This is a genomic window from Haloarchaeobius ordinarius (assembly GCF_051801355.1).
GTDB lineage: Archaea > Halobacteriota > Halobacteria > Halobacteriales > Natrialbaceae > Haloarchaeobius.
Genome location: NZ_CP196560.1, coordinates 489819 through 510233 on the forward strand (window position 1 = coordinate 489819; position 20415 = coordinate 510233).

Sequence of the window (20415 nt, forward strand, 5' to 3'; positions counted from 1 at the left end):
TCGGCCAGCACGATGCGGCCCATAAGTAACCCCTCGTACCGAGTACAGTCGGTAGACGCGGACCCGACCGGGTCACGCGACTGGGGGACCATGAACACACGACGAGACGATTCAGGAGGTGTGCTCCGCCGGACCGTACTGGCCGGCCTGGGAGCCGCGGGCGTACTGAGCACGGTCGGCAGCGCGACGACCGCACCGCCGGGGCGCAGCCCGGAGCCGGGCCGACCAGCGACGGACCCGCCGGGGTCGCGACACCAGCGCATGCTGTCGACGTATCGACTCCGGCGGGACGCCGCCCGCGACCACTGCCTCGCGGGCACGCCCCCGGCGTGGCAACAGAACGACGACGAGGCACGCTTCGGGACGGTCGCGACGTTCACCAAGGGGCTCCCACACGACGACCACGGGGTCGGTGACAGCGCTGCATACACGACACTCGTCGACGCGCTGTACGGAGACGCTTCGCTGGACCAGGTGCCGCTCGCACCCGACGCCGGTCGGAAGCTGGCGAACCCAACAGCCGCCGGTTCCTTCGACGTCACGGGACCGGACTCGCACGCGCTCGTGATGCCGCCAGCTCCCGCGTTCGACAGCGACGAGACCGGGGCGGAGATGGTCGAACTGTACTGGCAGTCACTGCTGCGGGACGTTCCCTTCGAGGAGTACGGGGCCCACCCGCTGGCGCAGGCTGCCGCGACAGACCTCTCCGCCCTGCCGGGGTACACCGGCCCGACCGACGGGCACGGGGACGTGACGACGAACCTGCTGTTCAGGGGAACCCTGGCCGGGAGCGAGGTCGGCCCGCACCTCTCTCAGTTCCTCTACCACGACGTGCCACGGGGAGACTGCATGGCCCAGCCCCAGACCTACCGGGTCGCAGCAGAAGGGACCGACTACGTGACGACGGTTCCCGAGTGGCTGGCCATCCAGCGCGGGGGTGCTCCGGCGACGGGCGACCAGTACGCAGAGACACACCGGGCGCTCCAGACCGGGCGTGACCTCGCCACCTACGTCCACCGTGACTACGTGTACCAGGCGTACCAGGACGCCGCCCTCGTGTTGCTCGGCCACGGTGTGCCTTCCGACGACGGATTTCCCACTTCACCGACCTCCGGCTACTTCGTCGACTTCGGCGTGGCGGACGTACTCGACGCCGTCGTCGCGGTGAGTCGCCCGGCACTGCACGCCGCGTGGGTCCAGAAGTGGCTGGTGAACCGCCGCCTGCGGCCCGAGACCTATGGTGGTCGCGTCCACCTCCACCTGACCGACGACGACGTCTCGTACGACCTGCCGGCGAACCTGCTCGGCTCTGACTCGCTTGCAGCAGTATACGACCGGCACGACAGCTACCTGCTCTCGCAGGCCTATCCCGAGGGGTCGCCGACACACCCCTCCTACCCGGCCGGGCACGCGGTCCTCGCGGGGGCCTGCGTCACGGTCCTGAAGGCGTACTTCGACGAGGACGCGGCGATGCCCGTCGCGGTCGGGACGCCGGGAGAGACCACCGAGTCCCTCACCGTGGGCGGGGAGTTGCACAAGCTCGCAGAGAACATGGCCATCGGGCGGAACTGGGCCGGCATCCACTACCGGTCCGACGCGGTCGACGGGTACCGCCTCGGCGAGGCCGTCGCGTTCGGCTTCCTCGTCGACCGCGCTCGCACCTACGACGAGCGCTACGGGTTCGACGGCTTCACGCTGACCACCTTCGACGGTGAACGGGTCCGCATCGCACCTGACGGCGTCGAATCGGCCTGAGCGGTAGCAGTGCGGCCGTGAGTTCGAGACGGCGACCTCGTCATCTTACCGCTCCCTCGCCCAGTGATTACTCAGTGCGTCAGGGTATATCACAGAACCTCGTGTATCTTCCAGTATAATTCGCGATATACTGCGAAATGTGATATATTATGGCAGACACACGAGCGGGAGGGAAAGGAGTCCTCCGGAGAACAGTTTTATCCGGGCTCGGAACGCTCGGATTGGCAACTACTGTCCCTGATTTGACCAGTGCAACAGACGACGAGAACTCGAAACCGGGCATCGCCTCACACGAGAAATCACCGAAGTCGACTGAACGGCCGCCCGGAGCCACGAAACAACGACTGGCGGCAGCACACCAGCTCCGCCTGAACGCCGCTCGTGAGCAGTTACTCGGCCACAAACCCGCGAGCTGGCACCCGAACGACGACGAGACACGCTTCGGGACGCTCGCGACGTTCACCAAAGGGTTACCGCACGACGACCTCGGCGTCGGTGACCAGGACGAATACGAGACGCTCGTCGCAGCCCTGTACGGCGACGGCGACGTCGAAGACGTCGAACTGGGCGGTGTCCGACGGCTCGTGAACCCACGTGCCGCCCTGTCGTTCGACAGCAGTGGTCTCGACCCGCACGATGCCACGATTCCGCCGGCCCCGGCGCTCGACAGCCCCGAAGCCGGCGCCGAGATGGCGACCCTGTACTGGCAGGCGCTCCTCCGGGACGTGCCGTTCGACCAGTACGAGACCGACCCGGTGGTGGCGGTCGCCGCGGCCGAGCTGACCGACTTCTGGGCCGACGTCGACGGCAAGACGGTGACGCCAGCCACCATCTTCCGCGGCCAACTCGACGGGAGCCAGGTCGGCCCCCACGTCTCCCAGTTCCTCTATCACTCGGTACGCCGTGGTGATGGGTACAGACAGGACCAGCAGTACAGGACCCTCCTCGAGCAAGTAGAGTACGTGACCGACTTCGAGGAGTGGCTCGCCATCCAGCGTGGCGAGTTGCCGGAGGTCTTCCTGACGGACGAGTCGTACGGCCCGCCAGGGTACATCGAGACCGGGCGAGGCCTCGCGACCTACGTCCACACAGATTACGTCTATCAGGCGTACCAGGACGCGGCGCTCATCCTGCTGGACCTGGAGGTCCCGTTCGACGAGTCGGTACCGTTCTTCGAGGCGACCACGTTCTTCCCCGACCTGGGACTCGCCGACGTGGTGGACGCCGTCGCCGCAGTGAGCCGCCCTGCGCTCCACGCTGCGTGGGTCCAGAAGTGGCTGGTCCACCGACGGCTCAGACCGGAAACCTTCGGCGGCCGTATCCACCAGCACCTCGTGGGTGCGGCAGACTACGGAGACGCGCTGCCGGCAGCCCTCCTCGCGAGCGCCGACAACGACGGTGTCCTCGAACAGGTGTTCGACGCATACGGCACCTACCTGCTCCCGCAGGCCTACCCGGAAGGGTCGCCCCTGCACCCGTCCTACCCCGCCGGCCACTCCGTCCTCGCGGGAGCCTGTGTGACGGTGCTGAAGGCGTTCTTCGACGGGGAGGCTCCGATGCCCGTCGCCGTCGGGACGCCGGGCGAGACCACCGAACCCCTCACCGTCGGTGGCGAACTCCACAAGCTCGCCGAGAACGTCTCGATCGGGCGCGACTGGGCGGGTATCCACTACTGTACCGACGCCATTTGGGGCTACCGTCTCGGTGAGGCGGTCGCACTCGCGTTCCTGGTCGACCGCGCGCGGACGTACGCCGAGAGCTACGGCTTCGAGGGATTCACCCTCACGACGTTCGACGGCGACCAGGTCCGGGTCACGGCCGACGGCGTGAAGGCGTGACCGACTGACGAAACCGAGAGACACAACTCGACGACGACCGAACCCTCGCCAATGGCAGTCGGGACGTACACACTTCTCCTCGAACTCGACCGCGACGTGACCATCGAGGTCGGCGCACTCGGTCCGGTGGACCTCGACGCGGGCTGGTACGCGTACACTGGCAGCGCGTTCGGCCCCGGTGGCTTCTCACGGGTCGACCGCCACCGCGAGCTGTCCGCCGGGAAACGGGACACCAGACACTGGCACGTCGACTACCTGCTCGGGCACCCGGCGACCACGCTCCGAGAGACCGTGCGGACTGCAGACGCCGACGTGGAATGTACAGTCGCACGGCAACTCGACCCCGTCGTGCCGGGGTTTGGCTGTTCCGACTGCGATTGTGAGTCACACCTCGCGACCGCGGGGGACCGCGAGACACTCGAATCGCGTGTCCGCCAGGCTCACGACCGGACCGTGTGATCGGGCTGGTCGCCCGACTTCGTCGACTCCCCCGACTCCATCGAATCGACCGGAACCTGGGCTTCTTTCCCGATGAGGACGCACTCACGGATGTCGAGGGCGGCGTCGAACTCCCCGCGGCGGTCCGTCTCCCGGCCGAGCCGCATGAGCTGTTCGGTGTGGGCCCGGTTTACCGCCTCGTAGTCCCGACGGTCGAACCCGAGACGGTTCCCGATCTCCGCCCAGTGGCCCGATTCGACGAAGAACGCGTAGTACTCCTCTCCCTCGTGGACGCACTCGTAGCTGACCAGATAGTCGTCGAGGCGGAGTCGCAGGTCCGCCTGGACGAGGTCGACGAGCTCTGGGAGCCGGTTCGGGGGGACACTCGCCTTCGCGGCGGTGACCAGAAGCACCTGACCCTCGATGGGGAAGCCGTCCATCTCAGCCACCAGCCCGCATGGCTTTCTGGGCGAAGCGCTCGATGAGCGGGTCGAGCACGTCGTCCTCGCCCTCGAAGTGGACGGTGACCTCGGTAATCTGGAGCGTCGGGCCGATACCGACTTTGTCACTGGTGAGACTGGCTCGCCAGTCGGCAGCGACCACCGTGTCGTCGTCGACCTGCTCGCCGCCGAGGTTCGTGAGGTAGTGGATGGCGAGGCGCTTCGAGATGCCGCGCCACGCGCGTTCCCGGCTCATCAGCCACCTGCGACCGGCGGGAAGACCGAGAGCGTGTCCCCGTCTTCCAGCGTGGTCGCCGCCCCGTTCATGTGGACCACGTCGCGCCCGTTCTTCAGGACGCTGAGCTGTGGCCGAATCTCCCCGTCTTCGAGGAGTTCGCCTTCGAGTCCCCCGAACTCGGCTTCGAGCGCGGTCAACACGGCACCGACCGTCTCGCCCTCGGCGTACTCACGCGAGATGGTCTTCTGACCGACTGCCTCGCGGAAGTTCGCGAAGAACCGCAACTCGAGGTTCATTGCTTGTGACCACTCGGCCAGCCCGTATAAATCCACGCCGCAACCAGTTGCCATCGCACGACAGGGACCATCTCAGAACTGGAACCCATAACGTACTTTTGACATCGGTGACGAGTCCGACTCGTCGTGTACACTGGACTCGTCGCGGGCACCGGCACGGTGCTCGCCGCCGCCCCCGAACAGGAGGGGTATCGACTGCGAATCGAGACGAACGACCACGTCGACCCAGCCCGGGGAGACAGCGTCAGCGTGCATGGTGTCTGTCTCACCGCGGACCGCGTCGGCGACGGCTGGTTCGAGGCGTTCTGCTCGGAGACGACGCTGGCGAAGAGCACCCTCGGAATCCTGGCACCGGGTGACCGTGTCAACCTCGAATCCCCTGTCAGCGCCGGTGACGCACTCGACGGGCACCTCGTCAGGGGCTGCGTCGAGACGACGAGCGAGGTGCTGGCGGTCGAATCGACCGGTGCCGGCTGGCGCTACACCGTCGCGATTCCCGACGGCTTCGCGGGCTACCTCGTCACGGGCGGTCCCATCACCATCGACGGCGTGAGCCTGACCGTCGCCAGCCTCGACGACGACGCCCTCACCATCGCCGTGATACCCGAGACGGTCGAGCGGACGACCCTCGGCGACACCGAACCCGGTGACGCGGTGAACCTCGAAGCCGACCCGGTCGCGAAGTACGTCGCCAGACAGGAGACGGTGGCCTGAGATGCAGTGGACGCTCTTCCAGCTGGACGACTACGGCCCGTGGACGACGACGCCCCAGCCCCGCCGGGAGATGGACCTCCAGACGCTCCAGTCCCGCATCTACGCGACCGTCGCGGGTGCCGTCGACACCGTCGACGGCTACGTGTTCCCGACGCGCTGGGACAACCTGCTCGCGGTCACGAACGGGCTGGACCGCGAGGGCCACGAACGACTCCAGACACGCATCCGCAACCGCTTCCCCGTCACCCTGAGCTGTGGGGTCGGTGTCGACGAGACCCCCGCAACCGCCATCGGCGACGCGACCGCTGCCCTGCAGGACGCCGGGAGCGCCCAGGGCGACCGTCGGGAAGCTCTCCACGGCTCGTTCGGTGCCGACGCCGGCGACCTCACCGTCGCACACTTCGACGTGGTCGATGCGACCGGGACCTACACCGACCGGTACGACGCCTACACCGCCCACCGGGCCATCCGCCGCGGCTGTGACGCGCTCGCCGACGACCTCCACGAGCGCCACGGTGCGCTCACCTTCTTCGTCGGCGGCGACAACGCCATCGCGGTCTGTCCCGCGGGCACCACCGAGTTCGGCGCAACCATCGACCGGGTACAGGACCGGACCGGCACTCGCTGGCGCGTCGGTGTCGGCCACGGCGCGACCGCTCACGAGGCCGGGATGGCGGCAAAACACGCCCTGGAGACCGGGCGAGAACGAGCCGAAGCCGTCGTCGAAGCCTGACCCGACCGCCTACCTGTCGCTGAGTCGGATGCCGTCTTCGACCAGCCGGGCGTTGCGCTCGCGGTCGAGGTTCTCCGCGACGTCCTCGTGTTCGTACAGTTGCCCGACGAGGTCGGCGTTCAGGTTCCGCCACGCGATGGCGTAGATGGGCGACTGTCCCCACGCTCGCAGTTCGGGGACGAAGTCGTCGAAGCGCTGGACGCGGTCCTCCATTCGTTCGACGGCGTCGGCGACGAACGCGGCCGCCTCGCGCTCTGTCTCGGCCTCGTCGATAGCGCGGTTGATTCGCTGTTCCCAGGTCGCGACCGCTCGCTGCATGTCGGCGGCGGCCGGTTCGCCGTCCTCGGGGAGTGAGTCGAGAATCTGCTGTGGGACACCCAGTGACACGTGGTCCATACCGCGGGGAAAGTGGCCGAGGGTCAAAAAGGCACGCCGGGTTCCCGGCACCTGGACCGACTTACTTCTCTTCGACGTGACGAACCGAACTCGCCTCGCCGCGCGTGCTCTCGACCATCGCCTCGCCGTGCATCTGGGCCCGGCCGATACCGAACGCCTTCGGCCCCTCGATGACGACCTCGTCGCCGACGCGGATGTCCTCGTCGGCGTCGATGACACCGGGCGCGAGGACGCTCCCGTGGGGGACGAACCCGTCGATTTCGACGCGCTTCGTGGGAACCTCGGAGTCGTCCCAGCGCTTCGCGCCTTCGAGTGTCAGCGACAGCGTCCCGTAGTTGGGGACCTGCGTCGCGAGCTGGGTGCCATCGGAATCGCGGACCTGTATCTTCGGGTACCGGCTCGTCGTCTGGAAGTCGCCGAACACCGAGTCGCCCGCGCCGTCGCCGAACTGGTAGTCCGCGATGGCCCGGACCGTGTTGTGCTCGCGCTCTCGCTTCGAGTACTTGAGTTCGCCCGAGAGTGCATCGCGCAGGTTCGAGAGGCTGGCCGACGTGGTCGGGTGGTCCTCGACCGTGTACTCGACGTCCACGTCGACGTCGTCCTCGACGGCCTCGACGATGGGGCGATAGTCCTCGGGGAGGTGTGCGATGACCCGCGGGTAGTCGTTGCGCTCCAGGTAGCGGCGAAGGACCTCCGTGACGAACTCGAGTTCGCCGGCGGTCCACGACCCCGTCACGACGGAGTCGTAGTGCTGGGCCGGGTACGTCGTCTCCAGCTCCTGGGGAACGACGCCGATGGGCGAGGTCATCGACACCATGTGCCCGCGGAAGTTCACCGCCTCCATGTACTGGCGGTGGCTCTGGGACTCGCTGTAGGGCTTGCGGGCCGAACACGGGACGAGTACCAGCGGGTGACCGTCGAAGCGGTTGGTGTACCGCGAGGTGATGCGGTCGGCGAAGCGCTGAATCTCGACGCGCTTGAGCGTGTCCTCGGTCGTCGCGTCGAGGTCGGCCTCGCGGTACAGCGGCGTCCGCTCTTCGAGGTAGCCGTACTGCTGGTCGAGTTCGCGGAACAGCGCGGTGAGCCACTGGTCCTGGCGCGCCTGCCCCTCGATGTAGTCGCGCAGACGACCGTCACGGATGCGCCGGCGGACTCGCGAGAGTTCGGCCGCGAGGGCGTTCACGTTGTGCTCGGCACAGGCCGCCCGGTCGAACTCGTCGCGGGGGACCTGGCAGGCCGGGCAGGAACACGGGAGTTCGTCGAGGTCCTCGAGGAAGTACCGGTCGTCGGTCGTCAGGTACTCGCCCTGCAGCCCCTTCGCCCGGGCCTTCGTCTCGTCGAACAGGTCGACGCCGGCGTAGGCGAGGACGGCGACGTTCCGGGGCGTGGCGACGCCGGAGAGATAGAGGCCGGTGTCGTCCGGGACCGCGTCCTTGACGGCGAGGATGGCGTCTTTCATGCCCTTGCCGTGGCCCACCGACCCCTGTGCGTCGGAGAGGACGTACACGTCGGCACCGTAGTCCTCTGCGGTGTCGGTCGAGACGACGACCGCACTCGGGAAGTCGACCTCGGGATAGTCCACTTTGAACGACTCCTGCACCTCGTCAGCCGTCCCCGCGGGCATCCCGCGGTGTGGCAGGATGGTCAGTGTCGACTCGTCGCCCTCCGGCAGCTCGCGCTCGCCGGGCCAGAGGCTCCCGGCGTCTGCGACCACGTCGTCCACGAGCGCCGGCGTCGTCACCGGCTCGGACAGGCGGAGTTCCGCCCGTCGGGCCGCACCGTCGCGCTCGTGTACCTCGAAGTACTCGGTCATGGGACGTTCTCGGAGACGGGCAGACTACAGTCTTGCCTTCCGTGCCTGCCGGGAGAGACGGGTGAGAGAACGAGGAGAAAGCGGATTCAGGGCAGCTGCTCGTCGCGCGCCGTGAGGTCCAGCAGGTCGACCGACTCCGGGACGAGTGCGAGTGCCGTCTCCGGCCAGTCGTCGTGGGCCAGTGTGAACTCGGTGCCGGGGTTCAACTCGACCAGCCGAGCCACACCGCGGGCCGCCTGCTCGTATGCGTCGTCGTCAAGTCGCTCCGGAATCTCCGCGGTCAGCGGGTACGTGTTACGCAGCGCCTTCGGGAACGGGCCGAACGGCGGGACGACCTTCCAGGACTCGTCGAAGGCCTTCGAGTGCTCACCCGCGGTGAGGAGCACGTCGCCCTCGGGCGAGAGCCGGTCCAGGCGCTCCTGGTGGCGCAACACCTCGGGCCGGTGGGCGCTCTCGTTGGAGAGGTAGAAGAACGCGCCCTTCGACACCGGGTCCGTCTCCTCGAGCTGGTCGGCGTGGTCGGTCATCGCCCGCAGGCCGTCGAGCATCGCCGGATGCGACCGGGCGCGTTCCTCGACGAGTTCCAGCAGGTTCCCCTGCCGGATGGCCTGCTTGATGCGCCGAATCTCCTCGAAGGTGACGTGCAGGTTGTGCGCGGCGAGTTCCTCTTCCTGCTCGCGTGCCGAGCAGTCGCGTAGTTCGGCGGGCGTGTACTCGGTACAGACCGGACACGAACACGGGAAGTAATCGAGGTCGTCGAGGTGTTCGGTGCCCCGGACCGTCAGGTAGCGGCCGTCGCGGGCGTACAGTGCGTAGGCGGCGCTGTCGAACAGGTCACAGCCCATGGCAACCGCGAGCGCGAACATCATCGGGTGGCCGGCACCGAACAGGTGGACCGGGCAGTCGTGGTCGAGGCCCCGTTTCGCCCCGGCGACCACGTCGACCATGTCGCCGTAGCGGTAGTCGTTCATCAGCGGGACGACCGCGCCGACCGGGAACACGTCGAGGTCGGTCGCGGCGGCGTGTTCTCCCGCCTGCTCGCGCAGGTCAGGGTAGGTCGAGCCCTGCACCGGCGCGTTGACGAGCATGTCGCCCACGTCGACCGTCTCGGCGAGTTCCAGACGCTCCTGCGTGGTCGCGAGTTCCTCCTCGGCACGCTCGCGAGAGACGTCAGGCGGCGTCGGAATGTCGACCGGCGTCCCGATGTCGCTCCCGATGTCGTGCTGGAACTGGAGGATCTCCTCGGTCGTCGTGTCTATCTTCCCGTACTCGGCGAGCTGGAAGCTCCCCGAGTCGGTCATGATGGCCCCGTCGAAGTCGAGCAACTCGTGCAGGCCCTCCTCCAGGGCCTGTTCGCGGATGTCTTCGGTCGTCTTGATGATGTAGGAGTTCGTGATGAGAATCTCCGCGCCGAACTCCGCTTCGAGTCGTTTCGGCGGGATGGTGATGATGTTCGGGTTGATGACCGGCAACAGCGCCGGTGTCTCGACGGTGACGCCCGCCCGGGGGACGGTCAACTCCCCGATGCGGCCGCCCGCGTCGGCGTCCCGAAGCTCGAAGTGGTCTCTCATTGGCCCCGGCTACCCGGGGAGTTCGGGTAAGGGTGTCGTTTAGCAGTGGCTCGGCAGGGTAACGGGACGTGCTGTCCGACAGGAACTCACCGACGCTGTCGCTCCCCCCGGCCGAACCAGAAGACGCCGGGACGGCGTAACTCCAGATAGACGGACGCCGCGGCTGCGACCGCGAACCAGAGCCCACCACCGGCGAGGAATCCGTACACGAGCAGGACGAGGAACCCGAGGAACCGGATGATGGTCTGCTGACGGAACGAGAGGAACGATTCGGGCACGGACGCCTCTAGGCGCTGGGGGAAGATAACCACTGTGGCAACAGGTGACACGAGCGAGTACAGCCCGGCGGAATGGCGGACAGGCGACGCGGACAGAGGAACCGGGCGGGGCGTCGCACACCCGCGAACCGCCCGGTGGTGAGAGTCAGGTCACGCCGGGGCTGGCCGCCCCTTCGTATTTGAACTCTGGCTACTCGCTGTCGGCGAACAGCTCGTAGTACAACAGCCCAGTGGCGGCACGACCGTCCCGCAGGTCGCCGTCCCGGACCTCGGTCAGCAGGTCGTCGTAGGCCGCCGTGTCCACCCGGATGGTCTCGTTGAAGTCGAGGTCCTGCCCGTCGACGTCCTCGCAGCCGTGGGCGACGAAGTAGTGAAAGACGGAGTTGGCGATGCCGTTGGCCGGTTCGACCGTCGTGAGGTGTTCGATCCGGTCGGCCTCGTAGCCCGTCTCCTCCGTGAGTTCCCGGCGGGCGGCCACCGCGAGGTCGTCGTCGTGGTCCTCGACGCTACCCGCTGGTAGGCCGCGGTTGACCCGTCCGACGGCGTGTCGCCACTCCTCGATGACGACTACGTCACCGTCGCGGGTGAACGGGAGGATTACCACAGCCTCGGGCTCGTCGAGGTAGTCGTAGTCCGTCTCGGTGCCGTCGGGCAGGCGAACCTCGTCGTGGACGATGTCGAAGCCGGGGCACTCGTAGCCGACCCACGAGTCGGTAATCTCCCAGGCGAGTGGGTCCTCGCCGTCGGCGGAATCGGCCGGCTCGTCGTACTCGTCACTCATGCCAGAGTGCTCGGGTCGTGCAGTAAAAAAGTCCCCTATCGCCCCTCGAACTGGAGTTCCTTCTCCGGGTTCTCCGCGACCATCCACCAGTGGACGTCCGCCTTCGGGTGGCGTCGTTCGACGTGTTCCTTGAGGCTCCCGCCCTCGTCGAAGTCCTTCCCGCAGATGTTGCAGCGGTTGTGGTGTGCCATGCTCTCTCTAGGGTGGCTGGGCGTTTATTCGTGTATCCGGATGAATCTGAGGAGTTCGTCGGTCACCATCTCGGGCGCGTCGAACTGGACCCAGTGGCTCGCATCGGGGACCCGGACGACCTCGATGTCCGACACCCACCTGTCGAGTCCCTCGGTGAGTTCGAGTTCGAGGGCGGCGTCCTTCTCGCCCCACAGCAGCAGGGTGGGCACGTCGACCTGCTGTTCGGCCGTCTCGGCGGAGACGAGTGGCAGCCTGTCTTTCGCCGCCTCGCGGAACAGCGCCCGGTAGTAGTTGATCGCCGAGGTGGCTGCGCCAGGGCGCTGGAACGCCTCCTTGTACCGGGCCACGTCGTCGTCGGTGAACGCGCCGGGCGTGACGGTCCCGTCGCGCAGCATCGAGTCGAGGACGCGGCAGTCGAGTCCCGTCATGAATCGCTCGGGGAGCCACGGCAGCTGGAAGAAGAACATGTACCACGAGCGCTTTCGCTGCCTCGAACTCGTCCGCAGGACCTCCTCGAATCTGGCCGGGTGTGGGGCGTTCATCACGGTCAGCGTCTTCACGACCCCGGGTGTCCGCGCTGCCACGTCCCAGACGACGCCGCCGCCCCAGTCGTGGCCGACGAGGTGGACCGGGGCGTCGAACTCCCGGCAGAGGGCGGCGACGTCGGCCGAGAGTTCCGTGATTCGGTAGGCGGCCACCCCGTGTGGTTTCTCCGAGCGGTTGTACCCGCGCATGTCGGGCGCGACGACGTGGTAGCCCGCGTCCGCGAGGCTCGGAATCTGGTGGTGCCACGAGTACCAGAATTCGGGGAAGCCGTGGACGAGGACGACGGTCGGGTCGGCCGGGTCACCCGCCTCGACGTAGTGGAGGCGTACGTCGTTCACGATGGTCTGGCCGTGGGTCCAGTCCGTGGTCATACAGTGAGGTGATGCGGACGCAAGTAAAAATCGGGCGGTGAACCCGCCGGACCGTGGGCGACCCGACGATAGCGCCACCAATACGTTCATCTGGCACTGGACAGAAATTTGGTAGTAAGAGAATCGTGGATACGAGTCACGTGGAATCCGCGGCCGGTATGTGTATCGCTGTTAGCATGTTCTTTGCCGGGCTAACCCTCCTGCTGCAGGGTACCGGCCCGCTGCCACCGTTCGGCCTGCTCTTCGTCTGCTCGTCGCTCGTGTTCGCAGCCATCATGTGGCGACACGTCAAGACCCGAGAACCGGCGCTGAGCCCATTCGTCAGGCGTGCGAACGCCGTCCTCGCATACGTGATGCTCGGACTGGGCGTCGGCGTACTGTGTCTCTCGACGTGGGTGCTCTCTTCGTCGCTCACAGCCGGCTAACAGGCAGCGAACCTGCCTGTGGCCGCTAGTCCATCAGCCCGTAGCCGCGCTTGAGCAACAGCACGTCGACGGTGAAGATGACGGCTGTGATAGCGAGCAGGACACCGAGCGAGAGCGCGGGGTCGACCTCCGAGAAGTCGAGGAAACCGTACCGGACCGCGTTCACCATGTACACCATCGGGTTCAGGAACGAGAGGGAGTACCAGATGCCGGTTCCCTCCAGCGCGGCGAGGGGGTAGAAGACGCCGCCGAAGAACACCAGCGGCCGGATGATGAACTGGTTGAGAACGGTGAGGTAGTCGAAGTCACGCGCCCAGAGCCCGCCCAGGATGCCGAAGCAGGCGAACAGGGCGGCGACCGTGACGAGGGAGACGACGAGGTAGAGGGGGTGTGCAACCGAGACCATCCCGTAGGCCGGGTTCGCGAGGGTGAACACCACCCCGATGACGGCGATGATGACGCCGACGAGCACCCCGCGGAGGGCACTCGCGGCGACGTAGGCGAACGCCAGCTGGCGGTACGAGAGGGGCGACGTGAGCACTTCGTGAATATACTCGTTCCACCGGCCGTGGAAGATGCTGAACGAGGCGTTCTCGAAGCCGTTCGAGACCGCGCCGAGGACGACGAGGCCGGGCAGGACGAATGTGATGTAGGGGATGCCACCAGCGTACTCGCCGATGCGGCTCCCGAGGATGACCCCGAACACGGCGAAGTAGAGCACGTTGTTGATGAACGGGGGGAGGAACGTGTTGCGTGGGCGGCGGACGTATCTGAGGATCTCCCGTTTCGTGAGCGCCCACGTCCCCGTTTCGAGGCCCATCATCGGCTCTCACCTGCCTCGGCCGCCGCCCCGCCGCCTCGCTCCCGACCCTCGCCGGTCATCTCCACGAATATCTCTTCGAGCGAGGTCCGCGAGATGTCGAGGTTCACGATGTCGTGGCCCATCGCCTCCAGTTCGTTCAACAGGGCGGGCGTGACCGCGCCACCGTTGCTGGCCCGGACGAGCAGCCGGTCGCCGTCGAGTTCGACGGACTCGACCCGGTCCAGCGTCCCGCCGAGTTCCGGCGCGGTCGCGGGCGGTTTACGGAGTGTGACAGTGATGGTGTCGGTGCCTCTGCCCATCAGTTCGTCCGGTGTCGACACCTCGACCTTCGAGCCCTCGTTGACGATGGCGACCCGGTCACAGAGACGCTCTGCCTCCTCGATGTAGTGGGTGGTGAGCAGGACGGTCGTCCCGTTGTCGTTCAACTCCGAGACCACCTCCCAGAGGTCGTGGCGCAACTGCACGTCCACCCCTGCCGTCGGTTCGTCGAGGATGAGCAGGTCGGGGTCGGTGACGAGCGCCCGGGCGAGCAGGAGGCGGCGCTTCATCCCGCCCGAAAGCCAGTCGAAGCGTTCCTTGCGCTTGTCGTAGATGCCGACCCGCTTGAGTGCCTCGTGCGCCCGGTCGAGTGCCTCGTCCTCGGGGATGCCGTGGTAGCCCGCCTTGTGGACCAGCACCTCCTCGATGGGGAAAAAGCGGTCGACGTTGAACTCCTGCGGTGCGAGCCCGATGGCGTCACGGGCCTGCCGGTAGTCCTCGACCACGTCGTGTCCGAACACGCGAGCCTCGCCCGACGTCTTCCGGGCGAGGCCGACGAGGATGTTGATAAACGTGGTCTTGCCGGCCCCGTTCGGCCCGAGCAGGCCGAAGAACTCGCCCTCCTCGACCTGCAGGGAGAGGCCGTCGAGGGCACGCAACGACCCGTACTCCTTCACGAGGTCGGTGACCTCGATGGCGTGTGTCATCGATGGTGGCTCGGAAGACTCAGCGGTTAAGGGTGTTGCATCCGGCGACGGGCGGTCCACTCGGGGTCGTGGGCGACTGGACACTGTCCTGACTGGTTCCGGTACAGCCATGAGTGATAAAGCCCTCTACACCGGAACACACTACCGAGGGACGAAAATACCCGAATGGCCATCGAGATACACCCGTACACACTCGTTCTCGTGCTGACGGCCGTCGCCTCGACGACCGTCGCGGTTCGCGCCTGGCAGTATCGACCAGCCGCCGGTGCGACCCCGCTGGCGGTGTTGATGGTCGGCGTGACCGAGTGGCTCGTGTTCCACGCCCTGGAAGTCGAGGCTACCGTGACGTGGCGAAAACTGCTGTGGGCCGACCTCCAGTGGGTCGGTGCGCTCGTCATCCCGGTGGCGTGGCTCGCGTTCGCCCTGGCGTTCACCGGCCGAGACGACGAACGGACCGAACGCCTCCTCGGCGTCCTCCTCCTCGAACCGCTGCTCGGGCTCGCCTTGCTCGTGACCAACCCGAGTCATACCCTGCTCTGGGGCGAGCCACAGGTACGGGCCGTTACGGTCTTCGGGAGTGACCCGATTCTCGTCGCAACTGCCTCCCCCCACGTCGGCGCGTTCGCGCACGCCGGGTTCAGTTACCTCTTGCTGTTCGTCGGTACCGTCCTGCTCGTCCAACTCCTGCTCCAGACCCGGTCGCTGTACCAGCTACAGGGCTTTCTGGTGCTGTTCGGTGTCGTGCTGCCCTGGGTCGCGAACGTGCTCGCGCTGCTGTCGGTGACGTTGCTCGACCTCACGCCACTGGCGTTCACCGGGACCGGCGTGGCGTTGACCGTCGGGCTCTACCGGTTCCGCCTGCTCGACCTCGTGCCGGTCGCACACGACCGGGTCGTCGCGAACCTCGACGACGGCGTCCTCGTCTTCGACGGATCGAGTCGTATCGTGGACGTGAACGACGCGGTCTGCGCCCTGTTCGACCGCGGCGAGCACGACCTCATCGGTCACCGCGTCGACGACGTCTTCGCCGAGTACGACCAGGTACTGACCCGGCACGACGACACCGACGAACGGACCGACGAGGTCTCGTTCGAGGTGGACGGGGACCAGCGCTACTTCGTCCGTCGACTGTCGCCGCTCACGGGGAGACGTGACCAGGTGGTCGGGACCATCGCAGTCCTCCACGACATCACGCGACAGAAACAGCGCGAGCGCGAACTCGAGCGAGCGAACGGGGAACTGGCACGGACGAACGACCGGCTGGACGAGTTCGCAAGCGTCGTCAGCCACGACCTCCGCAACCCCCTCAACGTCGCCCGTGGACGGCTCGACCTGGCTCGTGAGACCCACGAGGCCGTCCACTTCGAGGCCATCGAGGAGTCCCACGAGCGGATGGAACGCATCGTCGGCGACTTGCTCACGCTCGCCAGAGAGGGCGCGAGTGCCGAGTCCTTCGAGACCGTCCCGCTGGCCGTCGTCGCCAACGATGCCTGGGCGGTCGTCGACACGGGCGAGTCGGTCCTCGATGTCGTGCCGATTGGCACGGTGACGGTCGACCGACAGCGGGTCCAGCAGCTCTTCGAGAACCTGTTCCGAAACGCCATCGAACACAACGACGACCGCGTCACCATCCGGGTCGGCCCAGTCTCCTCACGGCCCGTGAGCGACGGAAACGGGACGGGAGTGCCGCTGGACGACGGGAACGAAGCGGCCCCACCCAGCGGCTTCTACGTCGAAGACGACGGGACGGGGATCCCCGACGCCGAACGCGAGTCGGTGTTCGAGTCCGGCTACTCGCCCGGTGGTGGAACCGGACTCGGCCTGGCCATCGTCCAGAAGGTCGCGGCCGACCACGACTGGACGGTCACGGTCACCGACGAACGACGAGCGGGAAGCGACCTCGAACGGGGTGGTTCGGCCGGCCGCGGTGCACGATTCGAGTTCGAATTCGAGTAGCCTCCGTCAGGCAGTACCCTCGCTCACGAGCGAGCCACAGGCCAGTTCGACGTACGCCGAGACGTCCTCGCGTCCCGCCGGGAGTAGACGTGGGCGTCGAGCCGTGGTGACGTTCCGCCTCACTCGCGTCGATGTAGTTCACGGCGTCGGCGTGGAGGACGAACCTGGTCGGGCGGTCGAGGTCGTCGTGGTCCGTCGAGGCACGAAACGTCGCCAGCCAGTCGGAGCCGGTGACCCGGACGACCACGAGGAACACCTCGGTGGTCCCCTCCCGGAAGTGGACTGACGGGGGGCCCTGACGGGATGTCCACGTCTCGGACCCGGGCCGCCAGCGACAACGGGAGCCCGTTCGCTGGAACCGCCTCCGTATCACAGCGAACAGCCTCCTCTTTCGCCGCTGGATTCTCCACCAGAAAGAGGGGTCACGCCGGCGATGTGTGCCGAAAATCAAGGGTCCGGTTATCCACCTCGCAGGCGTACGGGTCGCGCTAGCAGATAGCATTATTGGGGGAGCAAATGACACCTACCGACCGCCGTCCAGCCGACTCGTTCGCCTATAGCCGCCGCAGTATCCTCACTGGCGTGACGACACTGGGTGCCACCGTCATCGCGGTACCCGTCGTCCGCGCGGTACCCGCGTCACAGCCAGAAGAACTAGCGGATGAGGAACCAGCAGGTGAGGAACCAGCAGCCGAAGAACCCGCGGAGTACAGCAGTTACCAGACCGTCACCGACGACACCGGCACCATCAGCGTGCAGGTCCCCACCGAGTGGACCGAGGCGATGACCCTCGGTAGCCCGGACACCGAACTGAGTCTGGTGCTCTCACCGGAACTGTCGACGTTCGCGACGTCGTTCGAAACGGCGGAGTCCCAGATAGTCACGCCCGGGGCCGTCGTCGTGTACATGCCGGAGACGACCACCGACCCGGCAGCACTCAGCAAGGAGATAGAGGACTACCCGCTGAACTGTACCAAGATCGACAGCACCGAGTACGCCAACCAGAACGGCCTCGACGGTGTCGTCACCATCCACGGGAACTGTGGCGGGGCGGACGACCTCGTCATCAAGTTCGTCGCGAGCCCCGAAAGCGGCACGGGCACGGTCGCGGCCGCCTTCGCCATCACCGACGACCGGGACGTCGCCGCCGCGGTCACCTTCCTGGAGACGTTGACCGTCACCCCGCAGGTGGCCGAACCGGAAGAAGAACCCGAAGCGGAGGAACAGCCCATCCCCGAGGAACAACCTGCAGAAGCGACCGAACCAGAGGAAGAATCCGACCCCGAGTCGCCGCTGGACGGGGTCCTCTGACCGAGCGACCCGTCACCATCCATCCTTTTTCGCCCGCCACCTACGGCTCGGCTGCCGGCGCGAACCGCTCCGCGAACACCGCGTCGACCTGCGCCTCGGTCGCCGAACGCGTCCCGGAGTTGTCGACGGTCGCGTGGTCCATCGACACGTCGTCGAAGATGTCTCGGAAGTGCTGGTGGACCTCGAAGTCGGCGTCGCTCTCGTCGCCCTCCCGGGCCGCGATTCGCTGCCGGACGACCACCTCGTCGCAGACGACCCGGACGAGTTCGAATCGGACACCGAGCGAACGCGCGATGGCTTTCGCCCGAATCCGGTCGCCGCGGCGCTGGAACGTCCCGTCGAGGACGGCAGTTCCCCCGTCCGCGACGACGTCTTTCGCCCGCTCGAACAGCCCCTCGTACACCATGTAGGACTCGACCTCGGTGTAGTCAGGGTCGTCGAACAGTTCCTTGCGAACCACGTCGGTCCGCAGCAACGTTCCGTCCGTCCGGTCGGCGACGTCCTCTGCGACCGTGGTCTTTCCCGCCCCCGGGAGTCCACAGACTATCGTTAGCACGTCTCGACCTCCAGGCCTCGTCGGTGCGGTCGTGTGTCGCGACCGACCCCTCGTATCCGAGCCATCACTGATTGGCCTACCAGTGGTTCCTCCCCGACATGAATCTACGGGAAACAACTCGACTCCCGGGGCAGGCCAGAGGTACCCTCACGATGCCGCGCGGCGACCGGTGCGCCACAGGGAGACCCCGACGGCGAGCCCGACGACGAGCAGCGAGAGCGTCGAGACGAGTTCCCAGTCGGTCCCGACCAGCGCGGGGAACACCGTCTCGAACACCTCCTCGCTGTTCTGGAAGGCGTGGAACAGCAGGGGCGGGACGAGCGACCCGCGCGACCCGTTGAACAGCCACGTGAACACGAAGCTCAGTGAGAACGCGAGGACCAGGAACAGGACCATGGTCACCACACCGCGCCCCACGAGCACCGGGAGGTGCCACGAGGCCCAGAACACCCCGATGACCGCACTGGCCCGGACGGCACTCATCCGTGCCTGTAACCGCGGGAGCGCGAACCCCCGCAGGCCGAGTTCCTCGCCCATCGGCCCGCGGAGGAACAGCGTGACCAGTACCCCGCCGTTCAGCGCGAACAGGGCAGTCTGGATCGCTGCCGGGGACAGGTCGAGGCTCTCGAACACGCCCCCGTTCCCGAGGCCGAAGACCAGTACCGCCAGCCCGTACAGCCCGACCGGGACCAGCGCGACGAGGTACCAGATCCGTGGTAAGTCGAACCGGACCAGTCGCCCGAACAGTTCACGGAGACCCGCTCTGCCCGCGGTCAGGGCCACCACGACCACGCCCGCGATGGAGAACGAGAAGTCCGCCAGCCGGGTGAGCAGGTAGACGACCCAGCCGGGGACGACCAGGTCCGCGCCCTCGAACTGCATCACCTCGCCCATCTCCAGCAGCCGTATCGCGCTCTCGACGCCGGACTGTTCGGCGATGACCGCGAGGACTCCGAGCGTCCCCCACGCGATGGCGAACGCCAGCGCGAAGAACCCGACCAGCGGCCAGTCGGTTCCCGCCAGTGCCTCGTCCCTGGCGACCAGTGGCCGCTCGTCCCGCTCACGCGTCTTCGTCTCGATTGGCGGTTCCATTACGACAGAAACGTCACGCGAGGAGAAGAAGGTACGTGGGCCGCCCAGTGACTCAGTCGCGCCTGCTGACTCAGTCGCGTCCGTCCAGCGACACCTGCGACAGACTCGCCTCCAGCTCCTCGACGTGTTCGTTGTAGGCCTCGACGAACCCGACGAACTCGTCGGTCAGTTCTCGGACATCGGGTGCCGACGGTGCCTCGTACTGCGACAGCAGGTAGATACCACCCTCGCCGCCGACCCGCAGGTACGACGCCCGCGCCTCCTCGCGCTTCAGTTCCCAGCGCGTCCCCGAGACGGTGGTCCGGAAGGTCCCGTAGTCGGTCCCGTCGTAGCGGTGCAACTCGCCACAGATGGTGTCACACACCTCGCGGATGCGCCCGAGGATGCGGTCGCGCTCCGCGACGACCGTCTCCGTGGTCTCGACGGCCGGGAAGTCGGTACCCACGTCGTCCAGCACGCCGTCGAGCGACCGGACGAACTCGTTGTAGGATTCCACGAACTCGTCGTAGTCCCGCATCGCCGACGCGAGGTCGCCCGGTTCGGGCGGCTGCTTGGTCGAGACGACGTATATCTCGCCGCCGGATTTCCCCTTGTACCGGAGGTACTGGAGCGCCCCACCCTCGTACTTCAGCGTCCACTTGCCCTTTCGCGTGGAGAAGGTCTCCTGGCCGTAGTCGCCGCCCTGGAGGATAGCGAGTTCGCGGGCGATCTGGCCCGCGTGGTCTGTGACTGCGGTGACGACCTCGTCTCTTCTGGTTGTGGTGTCTTCGGCTGAGAGGATGTCGAAATCGAGTTCGTCGGTCATTGGTTGGGTGTGGGGGCGGGGGTGGTTAAGGGGTTGTATGTTGTGGTGTCGGGTGGTGGAAGTGTGTTCGATAGGTGGGACA

24 protein-coding genes are annotated in these 20415 nt (G+C 66.8%); 9 read left to right on the forward strand and 15 right to left on the reverse strand.

Translation table 11 applies throughout. The features are described 5' to 3' along the window. Nucleotides 1-90 precede the first annotated feature (90 nt). From ACSC1R_RS02595 to ACSC1R_RS02605, 3 genes are all read left to right on the forward strand, one after another. A complete protein-coding gene (locus ACSC1R_RS02595; protein WP_439027513.1) occupies nucleotides 91-1755 on the forward strand; it encodes a vanadium-dependent haloperoxidase in 1665 nt (554 codons plus the stop codon). 242 nt (nucleotides 1756-1997) lie between these two features. Next, complete coding sequence (locus ACSC1R_RS02600; RefSeq protein ID WP_439027514.1) at nucleotides 1998-3593, forward strand: vanadium-dependent haloperoxidase; 1596 nt, start codon at nucleotides 1998-2000, stop codon at nucleotides 3591-3593. A gap of 51 nt (nucleotides 3594-3644) precedes the next feature. Then, nucleotides 3645-4052, forward strand: coding sequence for a GIY-YIG nuclease family protein (locus ACSC1R_RS02605; RefSeq protein WP_439027515.1), 408 nt, complete (start codon nucleotides 3645-3647; stop codon nucleotides 4050-4052). On the opposite strand, the gene ACSC1R_RS02610 is transcribed toward ACSC1R_RS02605, so the two are convergent. Genes ACSC1R_RS02610 through ACSC1R_RS02620 form a run of 3 tightly spaced genes read right to left on the reverse strand, consistent with a single transcriptional unit; the run spans nucleotide 4034 to nucleotide 5005 of the window. After that, nucleotides 4034-4471: a hypothetical protein gene (locus ACSC1R_RS02610; RefSeq protein ID WP_439027516.1), complete on the reverse strand. Its 438-nt coding sequence runs from the start codon at nucleotides 4469-4471 to the stop codon at nucleotides 4034-4036. The genes ACSC1R_RS02605 and ACSC1R_RS02610 overlap by 19 nt on opposite strands. 1 nt (nucleotide 4472) lies before the next feature. Next, nucleotides 4473-4727 (reverse strand): hypothetical protein, encoded by a 255-nt coding sequence (locus ACSC1R_RS02615; protein ID WP_439027517.1) that lies wholly within the window; start codon nucleotides 4725-4727, stop codon nucleotides 4473-4475. Beyond that, nucleotides 4727-5005 (reverse strand): ubiquitin-like small modifier protein 1, encoded by a 279-nt coding sequence (locus ACSC1R_RS02620; RefSeq protein ID WP_439027518.1) that lies wholly within the window; start codon nucleotides 5003-5005, stop codon nucleotides 4727-4729. The genes ACSC1R_RS02615 and ACSC1R_RS02620 overlap by 1 nt, the downstream gene beginning before the upstream one ends. Before the next feature lie 126 nt (nucleotides 5006-5131). Here ACSC1R_RS02620 and ACSC1R_RS02625 point away from each other — a divergent pair, with 126 nt between their 5' ends. Next, nucleotides 5132-5719: a riboflavin synthase gene (locus ACSC1R_RS02625; protein ID WP_439027519.1), complete on the forward strand. Its 588-nt coding sequence runs from the start codon at nucleotides 5132-5134 to the stop codon at nucleotides 5717-5719. Between the two features lies 1 nt (nucleotide 5720). After that, on the forward strand, nucleotides 5721-6452 hold the full coding sequence (locus tag ACSC1R_RS02630; RefSeq protein WP_439027520.1) for a GTP cyclohydrolase IIa: 732 nt from the start codon (nucleotides 5721-5723) through the stop codon (nucleotides 6450-6452). A 9-nt stretch (nucleotides 6453-6461) separates the two neighbouring features. Here ACSC1R_RS02630 and ACSC1R_RS02635 read toward each other — a convergent pair whose 3' ends face one another. From ACSC1R_RS02635 to ACSC1R_RS02665, 7 genes are all read right to left on the reverse strand, one after another. Further along, nucleotides 6462-6848: a hypothetical protein gene (locus ACSC1R_RS02635; protein WP_439027521.1), complete on the reverse strand. Its 387-nt coding sequence runs from the start codon at nucleotides 6846-6848 to the stop codon at nucleotides 6462-6464. Between the two features lie 61 nt (nucleotides 6849-6909). Further along, nucleotides 6910-8661, reverse strand: coding sequence for an archaeosine synthase subunit alpha (gene arcS / locus ACSC1R_RS02640; RefSeq protein ID WP_439027522.1), 1752 nt, complete (start codon nucleotides 8659-8661; stop codon nucleotides 6910-6912). A gap of 86 nt (nucleotides 8662-8747) precedes the next feature. Then, nucleotides 8748-10232, reverse strand: a complete 1485-nt coding sequence (gene tgtA, locus ACSC1R_RS02645) for a tRNA guanosine(15) transglycosylase TgtA (RefSeq protein ID WP_439027523.1) — start codon at nucleotides 10230-10232, stop codon at nucleotides 8748-8750. 86 nt (nucleotides 10233-10318) lie between these two features. Next, nucleotides 10319-10510: a hypothetical protein gene (locus ACSC1R_RS02650; protein WP_439027524.1), complete on the reverse strand. Its 192-nt coding sequence runs from the start codon at nucleotides 10508-10510 to the stop codon at nucleotides 10319-10321. A gap of 190 nt (nucleotides 10511-10700) precedes the next feature. Then, nucleotides 10701-11291: an NUDIX hydrolase gene (locus ACSC1R_RS02655; RefSeq protein ID WP_439027525.1), complete on the reverse strand. Its 591-nt coding sequence runs from the start codon at nucleotides 11289-11291 to the stop codon at nucleotides 10701-10703. Nucleotides 11292-11326: 35 nt separating this feature from the next. After that, complete coding sequence (locus ACSC1R_RS02660; RefSeq protein ID WP_261652502.1) at nucleotides 11327-11482, reverse strand: C2H2-type zinc finger protein; 156 nt, start codon at nucleotides 11480-11482, stop codon at nucleotides 11327-11329. Nucleotides 11483-11506: 24 nt separating this feature from the next. Beyond that, nucleotides 11507-12400, reverse strand: coding sequence for an alpha/beta fold hydrolase (locus tag ACSC1R_RS02665; protein WP_439027526.1), 894 nt, complete (start codon nucleotides 12398-12400; stop codon nucleotides 11507-11509). Nucleotides 12401-12558: 158 nt separating this feature from the next. On the opposite strand from ACSC1R_RS02665, the gene ACSC1R_RS02670 reads away from it, so the two are divergent. Next, nucleotides 12559-12825, forward strand: coding sequence for a hypothetical protein (locus tag ACSC1R_RS02670; RefSeq protein WP_439027527.1), 267 nt, complete (start codon nucleotides 12559-12561; stop codon nucleotides 12823-12825). A gap of 25 nt (nucleotides 12826-12850) precedes the next feature. Here ACSC1R_RS02670 and ACSC1R_RS02675 read toward each other — a convergent pair whose 3' ends face one another. Both ACSC1R_RS02675 and ACSC1R_RS02680 read right to left on the reverse strand, forming a co-directional pair. Then, entirely contained in the window at nucleotides 12851-13648 is a 798-nt protein-coding gene (locus tag ACSC1R_RS02675) for an ABC transporter permease (RefSeq protein WP_439027528.1), read from the reverse strand. Then, complete coding sequence (locus tag ACSC1R_RS02680; RefSeq protein WP_439027529.1) at nucleotides 13645-14613, reverse strand: ATP-binding cassette domain-containing protein; 969 nt, start codon at nucleotides 14611-14613, stop codon at nucleotides 13645-13647. Before ACSC1R_RS02680 ends, ACSC1R_RS02675 begins: the two co-directional genes overlap by 4 nt. 165 nt (nucleotides 14614-14778) lie before the next feature. Here ACSC1R_RS02680 and ACSC1R_RS02685 point away from each other — a divergent pair, with 165 nt between their 5' ends. From ACSC1R_RS02685 to ACSC1R_RS02695, 3 genes are all read left to right on the forward strand, one after another. Next, complete coding sequence (locus ACSC1R_RS02685) at nucleotides 14779-16569, forward strand: histidine kinase N-terminal 7TM domain-containing protein (RefSeq protein ID WP_439027530.1); 1791 nt, start codon at nucleotides 14779-14781, stop codon at nucleotides 16567-16569. Between the two features lie 103 nt (nucleotides 16570-16672). Continuing rightward, a complete protein-coding gene (locus ACSC1R_RS02690) occupies nucleotides 16673-16855 on the forward strand; it encodes a hypothetical protein (RefSeq protein WP_439027531.1) in 183 nt (60 codons plus the stop codon). Between the two features lie 230 nt (nucleotides 16856-17085). Next, complete coding sequence (locus ACSC1R_RS02695; protein ID WP_439027532.1) at nucleotides 17086-17880, forward strand: hypothetical protein; 795 nt, start codon at nucleotides 17086-17088, stop codon at nucleotides 17878-17880. A 40-nt stretch (nucleotides 17881-17920) separates the two neighbouring features. Here ACSC1R_RS02695 and ACSC1R_RS02700 read toward each other — a convergent pair whose 3' ends face one another. From ACSC1R_RS02700 to ACSC1R_RS02710, 3 genes are all read right to left on the reverse strand, one after another. Beyond that, nucleotides 17921-18553, reverse strand: a complete 633-nt coding sequence (locus tag ACSC1R_RS02700) for an AAA family ATPase (RefSeq protein ID WP_439027533.1) — start codon at nucleotides 18551-18553, stop codon at nucleotides 17921-17923. 30 nt (nucleotides 18554-18583) lie between these two features. Beyond that, entirely contained in the window at nucleotides 18584-19528 is a 945-nt protein-coding gene (locus tag ACSC1R_RS02705; protein WP_439027534.1) for a CPBP family intramembrane glutamic endopeptidase, read from the reverse strand. A gap of 70 nt (nucleotides 19529-19598) precedes the next feature. Further along, nucleotides 19599-20333 carry a hypothetical protein gene (locus tag ACSC1R_RS02710; protein WP_439027535.1) on the reverse strand — a complete coding sequence of 245 codons (735 nt, stop codon included), beginning with the start codon at nucleotides 20331-20333 and terminating at the stop codon, nucleotides 19599-19601. Between the last annotated feature and the right edge of the window lie 82 nt (nucleotides 20334-20415).